The organism is Nonlabens sp. (assembly GCF_018401815.1).
In the GTDB taxonomy this organism is placed as follows: Bacteria; Bacteroidota; Bacteroidia; order Flavobacteriales; family Flavobacteriaceae; genus Nonlabens.
Genome location: NZ_JAGYKG010000001.1, coordinates 99,137 through 114,238, shown reverse-complemented (window position 1 = coordinate 114,238; position 15,102 = coordinate 99,137). Strand labels below are relative to the sequence as shown.

The 15,102-nt window shown below is 37.6% G+C and carries 13 protein-coding genes; all 13 read left to right on the top strand.

The genetic code is table 11. The features are described from left to right. Window positions 1-92: 92 nt before the first annotated feature. The 13 genes from KG732_RS00555 to KG732_RS00495 all read left to right on the top strand — a co-directional run bounded on the left by KG732_RS00555 (window position 93) and on the right by KG732_RS00495 (window position 15,102). Entirely contained in the window at window positions 93-1,121 is a 1,029-nt protein-coding gene (locus KG732_RS00555) for a glycosyltransferase family A protein (RefSeq protein WP_213520191.1), read from the top strand. Window positions 1,122-1,128: 7 nt separating this feature from the next. Beyond that, entirely contained in the window at window positions 1,129-2,037 is a 909-nt protein-coding gene (locus tag KG732_RS00550) for a hypothetical protein (RefSeq protein WP_213520189.1), read from the top strand. A 9-nt stretch (window positions 2,038-2,046) separates the two neighbouring features. After that, entirely contained in the window at window positions 2,047-3,303 is a 1,257-nt protein-coding gene (locus KG732_RS00545; protein ID WP_213520186.1) for a UDP-glycosyltransferase, read from the top strand. Between the two features lie 10 nt (window positions 3,304-3,313). Then, entirely contained in the window at window positions 3,314-4,435 is a 1,122-nt protein-coding gene (gene wecB / locus KG732_RS00540; protein WP_213520184.1) for a non-hydrolyzing UDP-N-acetylglucosamine 2-epimerase, read from the top strand. After that, window positions 4,428-5,519 carry a glycosyltransferase family 2 protein gene (locus KG732_RS00535; protein ID WP_213520181.1) on the top strand — a complete coding sequence of 364 codons (1,092 nt, stop codon included), beginning with the start codon at window positions 4,428-4,430 and terminating at the stop codon, window positions 5,517-5,519. Before wecB ends, KG732_RS00535 begins: the two co-directional genes overlap by 8 nt. Beyond that, window positions 5,516-6,679, top strand: a complete 1,164-nt coding sequence (locus tag KG732_RS00530; RefSeq protein ID WP_213520179.1) for a glycosyltransferase family 4 protein — start codon at window positions 5,516-5,518, stop codon at window positions 6,677-6,679. Before KG732_RS00535 ends, KG732_RS00530 begins: the two co-directional genes overlap by 4 nt. A gap of 273 nt (window positions 6,680-6,952) precedes the next feature. Continuing rightward, window positions 6,953-8,116, top strand: coding sequence for an acylneuraminate cytidylyltransferase (locus KG732_RS00525; RefSeq protein ID WP_213520177.1), 1,164 nt, complete (start codon window positions 6,953-6,955; stop codon window positions 8,114-8,116). Then, the gene (locus tag KG732_RS00520) at window positions 8,109-8,981 is read left to right on the top strand and encodes an N-acetylneuraminate synthase family protein (protein ID WP_213520175.1); all 873 of its coding nucleotides are present in this window, start codon (window positions 8,109-8,111) and stop codon (window positions 8,979-8,981) included. Before KG732_RS00525 ends, KG732_RS00520 begins: the two co-directional genes overlap by 8 nt. A 146-nt stretch (window positions 8,982-9,127) precedes the next feature. Next, the gene (locus tag KG732_RS00515) at window positions 9,128-10,546 is read left to right on the top strand and encodes a UDP-glycosyltransferase (RefSeq protein WP_213520172.1); all 1,419 of its coding nucleotides are present in this window, start codon (window positions 9,128-9,130) and stop codon (window positions 10,544-10,546) included. After that, window positions 10,546-11,679: a glycosyltransferase family 4 protein gene (locus KG732_RS00510; RefSeq protein ID WP_213520170.1), complete on the top strand. Its 1,134-nt coding sequence runs from the start codon at window positions 10,546-10,548 to the stop codon at window positions 11,677-11,679. The genes KG732_RS00515 and KG732_RS00510 overlap by 1 nt, the downstream gene beginning before the upstream one ends. Next, window positions 11,672-12,577 (top strand): FkbM family methyltransferase, encoded by a 906-nt coding sequence (locus tag KG732_RS00505; protein WP_213520168.1) that lies wholly within the window; start codon window positions 11,672-11,674, stop codon window positions 12,575-12,577. Before KG732_RS00510 ends, KG732_RS00505 begins: the two co-directional genes overlap by 8 nt. 27 nt (window positions 12,578-12,604) lie before the next feature. Further along, window positions 12,605-14,074 carry a glycosyltransferase gene (locus KG732_RS00500; RefSeq protein WP_213520166.1) on the top strand — a complete coding sequence of 490 codons (1,470 nt, stop codon included), beginning with the start codon at window positions 12,605-12,607 and terminating at the stop codon, window positions 14,072-14,074. After that, complete coding sequence (locus KG732_RS00495) at window positions 14,071-15,102, top strand: exostosin family protein (RefSeq protein WP_213520164.1); 1,032 nt, start codon at window positions 14,071-14,073, stop codon at window positions 15,100-15,102. Before KG732_RS00500 ends, KG732_RS00495 begins: the two co-directional genes overlap by 4 nt.

Here is a 15,102-nt window from a genome sequence, read left to right as displayed (position 1 = left end):
TACAAAGATTGCTGAAGTAAAATGAATTACATTATTAAAAAATATAACTTAATTGATGCTCGTTTTAATTGGGTGTGTAAAACTCTTTTGATATGAGAGAAGGGTTCAATAGGTCTCGACATCAAAGGGTGGCATCCACCGCTGGTGATCATCGGGTGATCATTCCTTTATACATACCTCATGAGGAGGAGTATTACAAAGATGCTTTTCAAATTTTTAGTTTATGTCTTAAAAGTATCAAAAGAGGAGCAATCGCTGAAGTGCCCATAACTGTTGTCGCAAATGGATGTAGTGCTGTCACTCATAAAAAGCTACTCGATTTGGTGTCTCAAGGTTGGATAGATGAATTATTGATAGTAACCGATCAGATAGGTAAACTCAATAGCATACGCAAAGGCATCTTAGCCAGCGATGAAAGCTTTCTAACTATTACTGATGCCGATGTACTTTTTTTAACTGACTGGGATCAAGCAGTATCTCAAGTATTCTCTTCATTTCCTAAAGCGACTGCAGTGGCGCCAGTACCTATTCATAAAACCTTTAATCAGTATGTGTCTAATATATGGTTGGATCACTTGATTTCTAATAAAATCGCTTTCGCGAAAGCGAAAAATCCAGAAGCATTAGAAAGCTTTGTAAAAAGCATAGGATGGCCTCATTTAAACGAACATCAAAAACTCGAAATACTCACGTTAACGGCAACTGATGGCACAGAGGCTGTTGTGGGTTGCAGTCATTTTTGTACTACCTACCGCAGAGAAATATTTCAGTTTGCACCACAAGAACCTACTCCGTATACCCTAGGAGGAAATAGTGAGGAACTGTATTTGGATATTCCATCTACTCAGTCTAATGGTTATAGGTTATCTACTGCTACTAATCACGCTTTTCATTTAGGAAATGTTTTTGAGTCCTGGATGCAGAAAGAATTTGAAGCTATAGAAGACAGTGAAAAAAAAGTGTTAAAATGGCCAGAAATGCGGACTTTAAAAAAATCATATGTAAGCTACTTTCTGAAAAACAAAATCTTTAAAAAGCTTATGAGTTATCCTTATTTTTATAATACCTATTTAAAAAAATGTGGGCTCAATAAAGAATTGGCTCTTAAATTTTTCAAATAACACTTCCTTGAAAAAAATCTTATTATTTTCTTCTTTGTGCAAACCTAAGTCTGTTTTGGAACTTAGTCTGCCTTCTTGGTTACAGCAAGAAGCAGAGGGGTTTACCTATGATATTTTAGTATATAACGATAATAAGGAAGTTGATGCAGAGAAGTTTACGGAACAGTTTGCTGGTTTACATCAAAAGGTAAGCCTTTTGGGCTCTTTGTTTACAGATGCCTCCACTTATAAAAAACACCACTGGACGCAAGAGTCTGTAGATCGAATTATTGATATTAAAAATCGAGCCTTAGAGATCTCTTTGGAACATGATTACGATGCTATTTTTATGGTAGATGCTGATTTGGTGTTGCACCCTCAAACCCTTAAACATTTAGTTGAATTAGAAAAAGATTTTGTGTTTGAGATTTTTTGGACCGTTTTTACAGATCAAACCTTTGCAAAACCCAACTGCTGGGATGTTCATTCTTGGGATTATTATGAAGCACAGTCTATTCTAAAATTAAAAGAGAAGGGAACTTATCAGGTAGGCGCAGGAGGAGCTTGTACCCTATTAAGCAACAAAGCTGTCCGAGCAGGCGTGAATTTTTCTAAGATTAAAAACATGCCTTTTGGAGGAGAAGACCGTCATATATGCACGCGTGCAGAAGTGCTGGGCTTTCCTATATTTATAGATACGCACCTGCCTGCTTTCCATATCTATAATAGTGATTTAGTGAAGGAGGCACAAAAATGGTTTTTAAATGGCTGTGATCCACATTATTTTCAAAATTGGTTAGATGATACTTGGGAATCAAGTGTTATAGAATACCAAAAAAAGAGTAAAGTTATAGTCCCTAATAATAAAATACAGAAAATAAAAATAGCATTATATAAGGCAAAACGTTCTTATATAAATTACATGAGGTACCATTAAACAACTGAAATGAATAAACCTTTTAAAATACTCGTCGTGGCAGATACTATTTCTACACAATCTAGTGGTGGTAAAACCTCTAGAGCCTTAATCGAAGGTTTTATAGAACAAGGATTTGTTATTAAAGTACTCCATTATTCTAGAAAAGAAATTGATTTAAAACAAACCCCATGCATCAGCATTCAGGAGAAAAAAACGAGTTGGTCCTATGCTAAAGCCAAAGCCCAACTAATTTTTCAACGTTTGACAGGTTGTAATATCAATCATTGGGTTGAATCAAGAAAAGGATTTTCTTATGCACATGATTACGATGTCAAAAGTATCCAGCAGGCTATTGAAAAAGAATCGCCAGTGCATTATGATTATATCCTAGCGTTAAGTTATGCCAGCAGTTTTAGAGCTCATAAAGCGATTTTAAAACTACCACAATGGCACGAAAAGTTCTTAGCTTACATACATGATCCTTTCCCTATGCATAGTTACCCTAGGCCTTATGATTGGGTAGAACCAGGGCATCAGAAAAAAAGAGATTTTTTCGTAGCTCTTTTCAAAGCAGCTAAATCGATCATTTATCCTAGTCAAATGCTTGGTGAGTGGATGGAAAGTTACTATCCGTCAGGAAAGAATAAAGCCGTTATTATTCCTCATTTAATCACTAAAAATTTAAGAGATACAGGTGTCTATCCCTCGTATTTTGATAGTTCAAAATTTAATATTTTACACGCAGGTTCTTTAATGAGTGCTCGCAATCCCATGACGTTATTAAAGGCCTTTATGGCATTTATAAAGGATGTTCCAGAGGCAAAAAACAATGCCAGATTAGTCATGGTAGGGAGTTCTTCAATTTTTCACCAAGAAATGGCAATTTTATCTCAAAAATGCTCACAAATAATTTTAAGTCCCAATAAAGAACCCTTTGAAACTACCTTTAACATGCAACAACAAGCTGCTGTAAATGTAGTGTTAGAAGCAAAAGGGCCATCCAGTCCCTTTTTGCCTGGTAAAGTACCTCATTGTATAGCAGCCAATAAGCCTATTTTATTGTTAGGTCCTTACTACAGTGAAACCAGGAGAATATTAGGCGAATACTATCAGTATTACTGCGAGATAGATGATATGACTTTATTGAAGAATCATCTAACAGACCTTTATTTAAACTGGGAAAATAAATATGAAAAAACCGTTTCGGGTGTTACTCATTTAAAAAGCTACTTTGAGAGTTCTAGTATTCTAAAAGCATTGGAAATTATAAAAGAAAAGTCTTAATAAATAGGTTATGAAAAAAATACTCTTTGTCATAGGAACCAGACCAGAAGCTATAAAAATGGCTCCTTTGATCAAAGGTTTTTTAGCACAGTCAGATATTTTTGATCTGCATCTATGCCTCACCGCACAACATCGGCAAATGCTAGATCAAGTAATTGATTTCTTCCAATTGCAGCCACATACCGATCTGGATTTAATGACACCTAACCAAAGTCTGTCCGCATTATCAAGTCGCTTAATGGATGGCATTACCGCCGTTATTGAGAACTTTAAACCTGATTATGTTTTTGTTCATGGAGATACTAGTACAGCAATGATTGCTTCATTAGCATCATTTTATTTGAAAAAAAAAATAGTGCATATTGAAGCAGGTCTGCGCACTCAAAATATTTATTCCCCATTTCCAGAAGAAGCAAACCGTCAAATTATTTCAAGACTTGCCACATTACACATGGCTCCAACATTACAATCTCAACAAGTATTACTCGATGAGAAAGTCAATGAGGAACATATTACAGTTACTGGTAATACTGTTATAGATGCACTATTCTTGGGATTAAAAATTGTAAAAGAGTCCCCTTCAGAAAAACTCCAAAGGTTTAAAAACTCTTTAACAAAAGCTCCGGTTATTCTCGTTACCACTCATCGTAGAGAAAATCAGGGTAAGGGAATTCTAGAAATTTGTAAAGCACTAAAAGCGATAGCGATAGAGTTTTCTGGTTTTCAAATTGTTTTCCCAGTACATCTCAACCCTAAAATACTTCAGCCAGTTCATCAAGAGCTCAAAGGAATTGATAACATACAATTATTAGAACCTTTGGATTATGAGTTATTTATATGGATTATGCAACGCAGTTATTTAATTATTACAGATAGTGGTGGCATTCAAGAAGAAGCTCCTTCACTCAATAAACCTGTGCTGGTGATGCGAGAATTTACAGAACGACAAGAAGCAGTAGCAAGTGGTGCCGTCCTTCTAGTAGGAAACGATAAAGAAAGAATTATTAAAGAAACCCGAAACTTAATCAATAACAAAACTCATTATAATAAAATGGCTGGAGCTGTAAATCCTTATGGAGACGGGACCGCTGTCGCAAAAATTATAGACGTAATGAAATCTCTAGATGCGTAATACTCTAACTGTAATTATTCCCAACCGCAACCGATCTATGGTAACTTTAAAACGCAGTTTGGATTCCATTAACTCACAATTAACTGACGCAACTCAAGTAGTGATTGTTGATTATGGTAGCGATTTAAGTTACCAATCCGAGCTCCAAAAATTAACCGACTCTTTTTCTCGTGTTGACTTAATTCTCTGCCCAACGCAGGGGCAACTATGGAGTAAATCGCGATGTATTAATATGGTGTTAACATCCTGTACGACTACTCATTTGATGGTTGGTGATATGGATATGATATGGCATCCAGAGTTTCTGAAAACCCAATTATCAACATTTCCTGCTGCAGCATCTGTTTATTATACGGTAGGTATCATGACCCAAGAAGAAAGTGCTTTGGAAAAAACATTTCTCGATTACGATATCAAGTTTGCAACTGGTGAGGAAGCTACAGGTATCAGTGTTTTTCCTGCCAAACAATTAAAGTCCATCAATGGATTTGATGAGTTTTTTCACGGTTGGGGCAGTGAGGATACCGATGTGCATATGCGGTTGCAACATGCAGGCTATAACATACACTTTTATAACAAAGAGGTTTATTTCAAACATCAATGGCATGCAAAATCCTATCGAAGTAAGCAGAGTCCATTGCCTTTTCACCCTTTGTTAGAGCGTATCAATCATCGTTATTTTTTATGGAATCAATATTTCAAAAAAATAAAGGCGAATCATAACGATCAATGGGGAATCCTATGTAATCCCGAAGAATACAGACAGCTGGAATCTCCTAGCATGCGTATGAAACTTGATGCGACTCGGGAAGAGATAAAAGCTTTTACTTATTTTACAGAAGCCTTAGATCGTTCTGTAATCCTCGAATTAAAAGTGTCTCCTTCTCCAAATGCCAACAGTCTTAAAACAAGAATTAAGAAAGTTGCTGGAAAGAAAACTGCTCATTTTATCTCCATAGAACAGGCTAATGAGATGCTATTAGAATCTATTATAAAAAGCCATCGCAATTGTCCGTATCATTATAGTTTTGATAGAGAAAAAGCAGTGATTCACTTAGTGATTTATTTAAAAAGGAATCTATGAGAATCCTATTGGTATCTATGAATTCCATACACTTCCGCCGCTGGTCAGAGCAGTTGAGAGATAGCGGGCATGAGGTCTATTGGTTTGATATACTCGACCAAGGTGATGCGCCTTCTATAAGCTGGATGACTCAAATCACTGGGTGGAAAAAAGGTTTTCTTAAAAAACGCGGACGTACCTTTATTAAAAATAGATCGCCCAAATTATACACTGCTCTTGTGAATAAATACGATACAAAAGTAGAAGAGGCTTTCGCGAAAGCGGTACAAGAAATTCAACCCGATGCCATACATTCCTTTGCCTTATATGTAAGTTGCACCCCTATATTGCCATTCATGTTACAAAACAATATCCCGTGGATCTATTCTTCATGGGGTAGTGATTTGTTTTACTTTAGAAAGGATTCATCTCACTTAAAGGATATCAAAAAAGTCCTACCTAGAGTCAACTACATGTTTGCAGATTGTAAAAGGGATCAAGAAATTGCTACTGAATTAGGGTTTATAGGAACACATTTAGGAGTTTTTCCGGGAGGCGGTGGTTTTGATTTAGAGGCTTTTAAAACCTATCAAATCCCTCAATCGCAGCGTAAAATCATTGCCGTCAAAGGCAATGAAAATAGATCCGGTAGAGCAGTTCCTGTTCTCAAAGCTTTGGAACAGCTTTGCCTTCAACTCACCGATCTTGAGGTAGTTGTTTTTGGAGTTGAAAATGACGCGGTCTTTCAATTTCAAGAGGGGAGCATACCGCATTTGACCATCAAAGGGCTTATGGAACATGAGGAGTTGATCCGACTCTTTCGCAGTAGTTTGATTTATATAGGAAATTCAAATAGTGACGGAATGCCTAATACGTTGCTTGAAGCCATCTGTGCAGGAGCTTTTCCTATACAGTCCAATCCTGGAGGTGCTACAGCAGAGCTTATAAAAAATAAAAAAAACGGATTGCTTATTGAAGATTGTGAAAATTCGGAAGAGATCCAACAGCATATTAGCTTTGCTATACAAAACCTCGCCATGATTGAGAACGCCTTTGTGTACAATCAAGCTTACGCTCAGGAACATTTAAGCCGTGAAGTGCTTACAAAGAAAGCCTTGAAGATGTATCAAATGATACCATCAATAGAAAGAGACAACTCCTCGACCCCTTTCAATGATTAGAGGCTCCCTTAAAAAAGTTTGTCAAGTTATAGTTCAAAGTTGACCAAGGTTTATTTTGATAGATTGCTCTAATACCAAAGTAATAAGTATCCTGTTGGACCTGCTATAAGTAGTAAAATTTGATCTTATCGAGGTCAAGAATTCCACAAAAGTTCAATAAAATTATACCTCTAGCCTTTCGGTAGCTAAAAGCATGGTAATACGTCGATTAAAAGTTTTTATTTTATAAGGGTATCGGCTTGTTTACTTAAATTTGACCACAACACTATATCTATGAAATCCATAGGATTTATTCCATTACGTGCAGGCTCCAATAGCATTCCTGGTAAAAACAAAAAAAAGCTTTTAGGAAGGCCTCTTTTTTGTTGGGTTCTAGGAGAGGCCATAGCTTCTCATCTCGATGAGGTGTATGTGTTTACAGATGATTTGGATATTCTTTCCTTTATAGAAAAAGAATACCATTGGACCGATAAAGTAATTGGGGTAAAAAGAAGTGCTTCTAGTGCTACAGATACCGCCAGTACCGAAAGTGGTATCCTAGAATTTATAGATGGGCTGACTTCAAATTTTGATGTATTTTGTTTGTTACAAGCCACATCTCCATTTACCACTGCAATAGACATCAATACCTGTATAGAAGTAGTAGCCCACGGCAAGAATTATGACAGCGCATTAACTGTGGTCAAGACGCATCGGTTTACTTGGCACGCAGACGGTACTCCTATGAATTATGATATTTTTAATCGGCCGAGACGGCAAGACTTTGAAGGCCTGCTTATAGAGAACGGAGCTTGTTATGTCACAACTTATTCCGCTTTACGCGAAAGCAACAACAGAATAAGCGGTAATATAGCTACGATCACTATGCCTGAGGACAGCCTTACAGAGATCGATTCCTTAACCGATTGGAACATAGTGGAGGAATTGCTGGCTGCTCGTTTGAAGTCAAAGAAACAAAGTGAGCGCATTACCCACCTCATTCTGGATGTAGATGGTGTCTTTACGGATGGCTGTATTTACTATGGAGCAGATGGGGAGCTAATGAAAAAGTTTGACATGCGAGACGGAATGGGATTAGAGATCTTACGTCAGTATGGGGTAGAAGTAATGGTCATGACTTCAGAGGATTCGCAGATTGTTGCTAGCCGAATGAACAAATTGAAAATTGACCAAGTCTTTTTAGGAGTTAAAGACAAGTACAGCCTACTTTCCAGAATCGTTGCGGATAAAAACTTGTCCTTTTCCCAAATCGCTTATATGGGTGATGATGTGAACGACTTGGCCAATATGTGTGCCGCTGGCTGGTCATTTACGCCGGCAAATGCCACACAACTTATAAAAATTCATGCAGATGTACGGCTGCAAAACAATAGCGGTGAAGGAGCCATTCGGGAAGCTACCGAATTTATAATCAAATACAACAACCGTTATGAGTAACTATAAAAAACCTTATACCATTGCTGAGATAGGTGGGAACCATAAAGGTGACATGGAAATCGCTAAAGAATTGATCAAAGTAGCAGCTATCTTCTGTAAAGTAGATGCCGTAAAGTTTCAAAAGCGCCATAACAAAGAGTTTCTTACTAAAGACCAGTACAATGCACCTCACCCTAACCCGGCGAATTCTTATGGAGATACGTATGGGGCACACCGGGAGTTTCTTGAATTTGATGTGAACCAACACGCAGAGTTAAAAGCCTATTGTGAAGAAGTAGGGATTACTTATTCTACTAGTGTTTGGGATACTACCAGCGCTAAAGAAATTGCAGGTTTAAATCCAGAATTCATCAAGATTCCGAGTGCTTGTAACAATCATTACGAGATGCTAGGCTGGTTGTGCGAAAATTACAAAGGGGAAATTCACTGTTCTACAGGAATGACAACCAAAGAGGAGATGGAAGAACTGGTTCGCTTTTTTGAAAAACACAATCGTGCAAGCGATTTGGTATTGTACAACTGTACTTCTGGTTATCCGGTGCCCTTTCCAGACGTTTGCTTGCTGGACATTAAAGCCATGATAGAAAAGTTTGGCAATCGGGTAAAGACCATTGGTTTTTCAGGACACCATTTAGGAATAGCGGTAGATGTAGCTGCTTACACGCTCGGAGCAACTGTGGTAGAGCGTCATTACACATTAGATCGTACTTGGAAAGGAACGGACCACAGCGCCTCCTTAGAACCTGCCGGAATGAGAAAATTAGCTCGGGATTTAAAAGCAGTTCATCAAGCATTAGATTACAAGAATACAGATATCCTACCCATTGAGCAAGCACAGCGCGATAAGTTGAAGTATCGAAAATAAGTTATGAGTTAAGAGTTCAGAGTTAAGAGTTCAGAGTTTTGAGTTTGGATAATTTTTTAAGAGGAGTTAGTTTTCGACTGCGCTCGAATGGGCAGAAACACTAGCAGGTCTCCTCGAGCACAACGCAGTACCATTAAAAAACTAAAATGAGTCATCATAAAAGCAGCAATCCCAAGGTATTCATTCTTTTTCCTGATGGAGTAGGGCTGCGCAATTTTGCGTTTACGCAGTTTAAAGAAATAGGAGAGCAGCAAGGTTTTGATATCACCTACTGGAACAACACTATTTTTCCTTTGGAGCAAGAATTAGGCTATCCAGAAGTAACGATCAAAAGCACCAAAATACATCCCAAAACAGCAGTCCTTAGTCATGCTCGGAAAAGAGTAGAATTAGCGCTTTCGCGAAAGCGAACCAATGATCCAGTATATCCAACTTATAGATTTCCATTGCAATGGAGCAGCTTTAAAAACCTACTAAAAAGTGCTTTTGTAACATTTCATGAAATTTTTAGTGCTAGCCCTCAGGGTTGGCAAAAATTGATGGATCAAATGAATGCTGCAGAGCGCTCTACAGCGCGTTATCAAGAGGTGAAAGCCCAATTGGAAGAACACCAACCAGATTTGGTTTTTTGTACCACACAACGGGCAACACAGGCTATAGCCCCTCTTTTAGCGGCAAAGGACTTGGGGATACGCACTGCTTGCTGGATCTATAGTTGGGACAATTTACCTAAAGGAATGAGTACGGTGGAGACGGACTATTATTTTGTCTGGTCCGAATTAATGAAAGCACAGCTGTTGGAATATTATCCCAAAACAAAAGCAGCACAAGTTTTCGTTACTGGAACACCACAGTTTGAGCCTCATTATGATGCTTCTTTACTGCTTTCGCGAAAGCAATTTTGTGAAACTCATGGTTTAGATACTACTACCAAGTACATCTGTTTTTCGGGAGATGATCAAACCACTTCGCCATTAGATCAATATTACTTGGAAGACACGGCCATCGCTGTGCGCCAACTGCGTAAAGAAGGACGTGATGTAGCTATTATTTATAGAAAAGTACCAATTGATTTCTCTGGAAGATACGATGCTGTTTTAGAGCATTATAAAGACGTCATCACTCCTGTAGATCCGTTGTGGAAACCTATGGGGGAACAATGGAATCAAGTCATGCCTACCAAAGAAGATTTTGCTTTATTGGTCAATACCTGTTACCACAGCGAACTAGTGGTCAACATTTGTTCCAGTATGGTATTTGATTTTGTGATTCACGACAAGCCTACCATTTATCCGAATTACGAGCAACCACAGCTTCAAAAAGGAACTCGTGACATAGGACAGAATTACAACTATGTTCATTTTCGTTCCATGCCGGATTACGATCAATCAGTGACTTGGGCGATGCGTAAAGAAGAAATTTACGATGGCATCAAGGGCTTATTAGATGGGGAGTTAGATCCAGTTCCAGTAACTAAAAAGTGGTATGAAATCGTCAACAAACCAGAATCACCTGAAAAAGCTAGTGAGCGTATTTGGGAAGGGATCAATCAGATTTTAAACTAATGCACATCGCCTTCCTTACACCGGAATATCCGCATAGTGCCATAAAACATAGCGCCGGTATAGGAACGAGCATTAAAAACCTCTCTCAAGCATTGTGTGACGAAGGACATGAGGTGACCTTATTTGTTTATGGTCAGGAAGAGGATGCTGTATTTACAGAGTACGGTGTTCACTTTCATTTGATCAAGCAAAGGACTTATTTATTTGGAGGCTTTTATTTTTATAGGAAATACATTGCGCATTACATCAATAGAAACAGTGCTGAAATAGACCTACTAGAGGCCGTAGATTGGACAGGGATAACCGCATTTTGCAAGTTTCAGATACCGCATGTCATCCGATTGCACGGATGCGATACTTACTTTTGCCATTTAGAAAACAGGTCCCAAAAAAAGAAGAATTATCTTTTTGAGAAATGGGCTTTACAAAAGGCAACGGGCATTACTAGCGTAAGTGCTTTTACAGCTGCAACAACCAAAGAGCTCTTCGGTTTAGAAAATGAAATTACAGTGATTCCTAATCTAATAAATTTAGAGGATTTTAGACCAGTTCATTCCAAGTCAGAGACAACTTATATTCTCAACTTTGGATCAGTTATTCGTAAAAAGGGAGTTATTGCTTTAGCTAAGGCATTTAATGTACTCGCGGCTCAGTTGCCAGATGTTCAATTAAAATATTTAGGTAAAGACGTAAAAGATGTGTGGACGGGTAAAATGACTAGTGAATTGATCCGACAAGAAATAGATACAGTGCATCGTCATCGTGTTGAGTTTATTGATCAAGTAGCTTATAAAGAAGTAAGTAAGTATATAAATGCTGCTACCGTAGTTTGTTTGCCTAGCTATGCCGAAGCTTTTCCAATGACGTGGCTTGAGGCTATGGCTCTAGCAAAGCCCTTGGTCACTAGTAATATAGGTTGGTCGCCCGAACTTATGCTGCAGGAACACACAGGTTTAACTATTGATCCAGACGATACAGAGCTATTTACTGATGCCTTAAGAAGGATGTTAGAAGATCGAGAATTTGCAAGAAATTGTGGTGTTAATGCGCGTCATTATTTAGAAAGTCATTTTCCAAAAAATAAGATCTTAAATCAAAACAAGGCCTTTTATAACACCATAATTCATGTCTAAAACACAAGTTGCTCTTGCCAAAATTCAAAAGCGTTTTGGGATGTTTCAAAAACATGAATTGACCGCAGCCAAACCTTTAAAAGCTTTGTTTAAATATCTTTCAACTAATTTTAAACTAATTTTAAATAGAAGTGTCGTCTTTAACTGTATACATGGATTACAACTCTCTATTCAAAAAGGAGATGCTGGCTTAATAGACAACATATATTACGGAGTTTATGATTATAGGGAATCCCTGTTTTTAGTACACTTTTTAAGGAAAGAAGATTGTTTTGTCGATGTGGAAGCAAATATGGGACATTTCAGCATCCTGACTGCAGGCATTGTAAAAAATAAGGTGATCGCAATAGAATCATTAGAATCAACCTTTAAAAGATTAAAACAACAGGTAGCGCTTAATAATTTGAGTTCTTACGTCGAGTTGTATAATTATGGGGTCTCTAGTAAACAAGGAAGACTTTTTCTAAGTACGCATAACGGGGTTATGAACAAAATTGTTGATCAACATTATCCTGAAGCTACCGAAATCAACGTAGGTACCATAGATCATTTCACAGGCTCTTCAAATGTTACTGCAATTAAAATAGATGTAGAGGGTTATGAACTGCTGGCACTTCAAGGCGCGGTTCAACTCCTTAGCTCATCTAGTTTAAAAGCGGTGGTCATAGAACTTAATCATTCTGGAAAAAAATATGATAGTTCCAATGCTGAAATTGCAGCATATTTGATAGAACGTGGTTTTATACCCTATAGGTACCATCCTTTAAGCCGAAGCATAGAGGCTTTGGAAAATTATGATAAAGGTCAATTCAACACCTTATTTTTAAGAAATCTGGAGTTTGTCACATCTCGTTTGGCAACAGGGCCAATAATTAACGTACTACAGCATCACATTTAGATAATTCAATTTATAGGTTTACATAACATGGTTTTTATAGAATACATCAATAATAAAATCTCCAGTTCTCTTTATAAAGGAGCGCCAGTAATTTTGGCTATTGAAAAAATTGCTAAGAACCAACCAGATCAGACACTTCTCATTTATAGAAAGGGTGTAGATGCAGTCTCTTTTCAAAAGGCTGCAAGCAGCATGTTGAAACCACACATTATTGTTTCCTCTTGCACCCTCTTACACGAGGATTTGGGTTATGTGGAAGACAGTCCATTTATCGCAGTGTCCAGCTCCAACAAGTATCCTACGTGGATAAAAAGCGCCGAAATAGTTACGTTACATGCGTCGTTAGTGAACCAGATTGCTGGTCAGTTGAGTTATAAAACTAGTTTGCTGTATTGGATCAATTCATTGAGTAAGTTGGCAAGACCTTTAGGGATTTTAAGTTATCAATTGCCGTTGATTACACCACAGGAAGATAAGTTTGATACCGTTTTATTATACCGTTTTGTAAAACAACATTATAAGTCCATATGGGCGGTGTTACTTTTACTATGTCATATCTGGTATGAAAAGCGTTTTCCATTATACGCTTTCGCGAAAGCACAATTCTATAAAAAAAGAGTCCTAAAGTTAGATGTAAATGAATTGCAAAAAACTTTAGATACCGCTACTGTAAAAAACTTGAATTATGATGTGGTGATACCTACTATGGGTAGACCCAAGTATTTATACGATGTACTTACAGATCTTGCTAAGCAAACGGTTTTGCCTAATCGACTGGTCATAATAGAACAAAATGCAGACCTTAATGTTGCTACAGAGTTAAGCTATCTGGTAGAGGAAGACTGGCCGTTTCAAATTACTCATGAATTCATACATCAAACAGGTGCTTGCAATGCTCGTAATCTTGCTTTAAGCAAAACTACCGCTCTATGGGTACTGCTATTTGACGATGATGTGCGCGTTACCGAAAACTTTTCTAGTCAAGTCACGAAATTTCTAGATGACTCTAAAGCTCGATGTGTCACATTTGCTTGTTTGCAAAAAGGGGAACAAGAACGACTGCATACATTTAAGCAATGGGAATCATTCGGATCAGGCTGTTCTATTGTTCATAGAGAAATAGTAGAGCGATGTAAGTTTGATATGGCCCTGGAGCATGGATATGGAGAAGATGTGGATTATGGCATGCAAATCCGTCAAGCAGGCTATGATGTGATATATGCTCCTCAAATACAGTTGTTGCATTTAAAAGCACCTGTAGGTGGTTTTAGAAAACCACATCTTTTTCCGTGGCAAGAAGACGAGGTGCAGCCGAAGCCTTCACCTCAAATCATGTATTATCGGAAAAAGAACTATACCCATAAACAGCTGTTGGGATATAAAATGGTTCAGTTTTTTAAAACTTATGGGGTTTTTGGAACCATACTGCCTTGGAAACATTATAAAAAATATCAAGAAGCATGGAATCAAAGTGAAAAATGGGCAAGTCAACTATGATCAAATTATATACATACCAAGATTTATTACAACCAGAAAACAGGAGACAAGTGCATCCTTTGTTGTTTGACTTGCATTATTATGAACAGGCTCATTCCTCTGTTTTTCAACACTATTGCTTAGTAGAAGACCCAAATGAAGCCGATGCCTTTATTTTTCCGCTCAACTATTTTTCGATTCCTCAAAAGGGGTATCAAACTCAATATGATTCTCTTTATGAATTGGCTAGATCTAATAATAGGAAGTTGATGGTCTATACAGGTGGTGATTATGGCAAGACTTTTAATGATAAGGTGATTATAACCTGGCGCAATGCTGGATTTAAATCTTTAAATGATCTACAAACCATAGTCATTCCTGCATTTATAGGTGATCCCTTAGAACGAGATGATTTGGTATTTCAACCGCATGCTTATCAAGAACAACCGGCACTATCCTTTACAGGTTTTGCAAATCCTAGTTTTAAAGAACAATTGCGCATTACTGTATCAACTTTAAAAGCCAATTGGAATCGCTGGCTTAAAAAGGATAAAAGCGACACACAATCCATTTATAATGCTGCAGGAAAGAGATTTTCCTATCTCAAAGAGTTAGAATCAAATCCATCTATCCAAACTGATTTTATATACCGAGATAAGTACCGTGCAGGTGCCACAACTCAGGAACAAAGAAAGGCATCCAATCTAGAGTTTTTTAAAAATTTAAATGATGCTCCATATACGTTTTGCTTGCGGGGTGCTGGAAATTTTTCGGTGCGTTTTTATGAATCGCTCGCCTTGGGAAAAATACCTGTGCTTATAGATACTGATGTGCAATTACCTCTAGAAGAGCTGATCGAATGGGATCAACACATCTGTCGGGTCGCACCTCATGAAAATGTAGTAGAACAATTACTAGAATTTCATAAATCTCACACGCCTTCTTCGTTTGAAGCATTACAAATCTCTAATCGCAGTCTTTATGAAAATTACTTAAGCAGACATGCCTACTTTGGTAAATTGATCAACTCCTTAAAAGCCTTATTATAA

Excerpts from the sequence above, each read along its gene's own strand:
- KG732_RS00535 (WP_213520181.1), top strand. The coding sequence starts at position 4,428 with ATGCGTAATACTCTAACTGTAATTATTCCCAACCGCAACCGATCTATG.
- KG732_RS00530 (WP_213520179.1), top strand. The coding sequence starts at position 5,516 with ATGAGAATCCTATTGGTATCTATGAATTCCATACACTTCCGCCGCTGG.
- KG732_RS00495 (WP_213520164.1), top strand. The coding sequence starts at position 14,071 with ATGATCAAATTATATACATACCAAGATTTATTACAACCAGAAAACAGG.
- KG732_RS00555 (WP_213520191.1), top strand. The coding sequence starts at position 93 with ATGAGAGAAGGGTTCAATAGGTCTCGACATCAAAGGGTGGCATCCACC.
- KG732_RS00515 (WP_213520172.1), top strand. The coding sequence starts at position 9,128 with ATGAGTCATCATAAAAGCAGCAATCCCAAGGTATTCATTCTTTTTCCT.
- wecB (WP_213520184.1), top strand. The coding sequence starts at position 3,314 with ATGAAAAAAATACTCTTTGTCATAGGAACCAGACCAGAAGCTATAAAA.
- KG732_RS00505 (WP_213520168.1), top strand. The coding sequence starts at position 11,672 with ATGTCTAAAACACAAGTTGCTCTTGCCAAAATTCAAAAGCGTTTTGGG.
- KG732_RS00545 (WP_213520186.1), top strand. The coding sequence starts at position 2,047 with ATGAATAAACCTTTTAAAATACTCGTCGTGGCAGATACTATTTCTACA.
- KG732_RS00510 (WP_213520170.1), top strand. The coding sequence starts at position 10,546 with ATGCACATCGCCTTCCTTACACCGGAATATCCGCATAGTGCCATAAAA.
- KG732_RS00520 (WP_213520175.1), top strand. The coding sequence starts at position 8,109 with ATGAGTAACTATAAAAAACCTTATACCATTGCTGAGATAGGTGGGAAC.
- KG732_RS00500 (WP_213520166.1), top strand. The coding sequence starts at position 12,605 with ATGGTTTTTATAGAATACATCAATAATAAAATCTCCAGTTCTCTTTAT.
- KG732_RS00525 (WP_213520177.1), top strand. The coding sequence starts at position 6,953 with ATGAAATCCATAGGATTTATTCCATTACGTGCAGGCTCCAATAGCATT.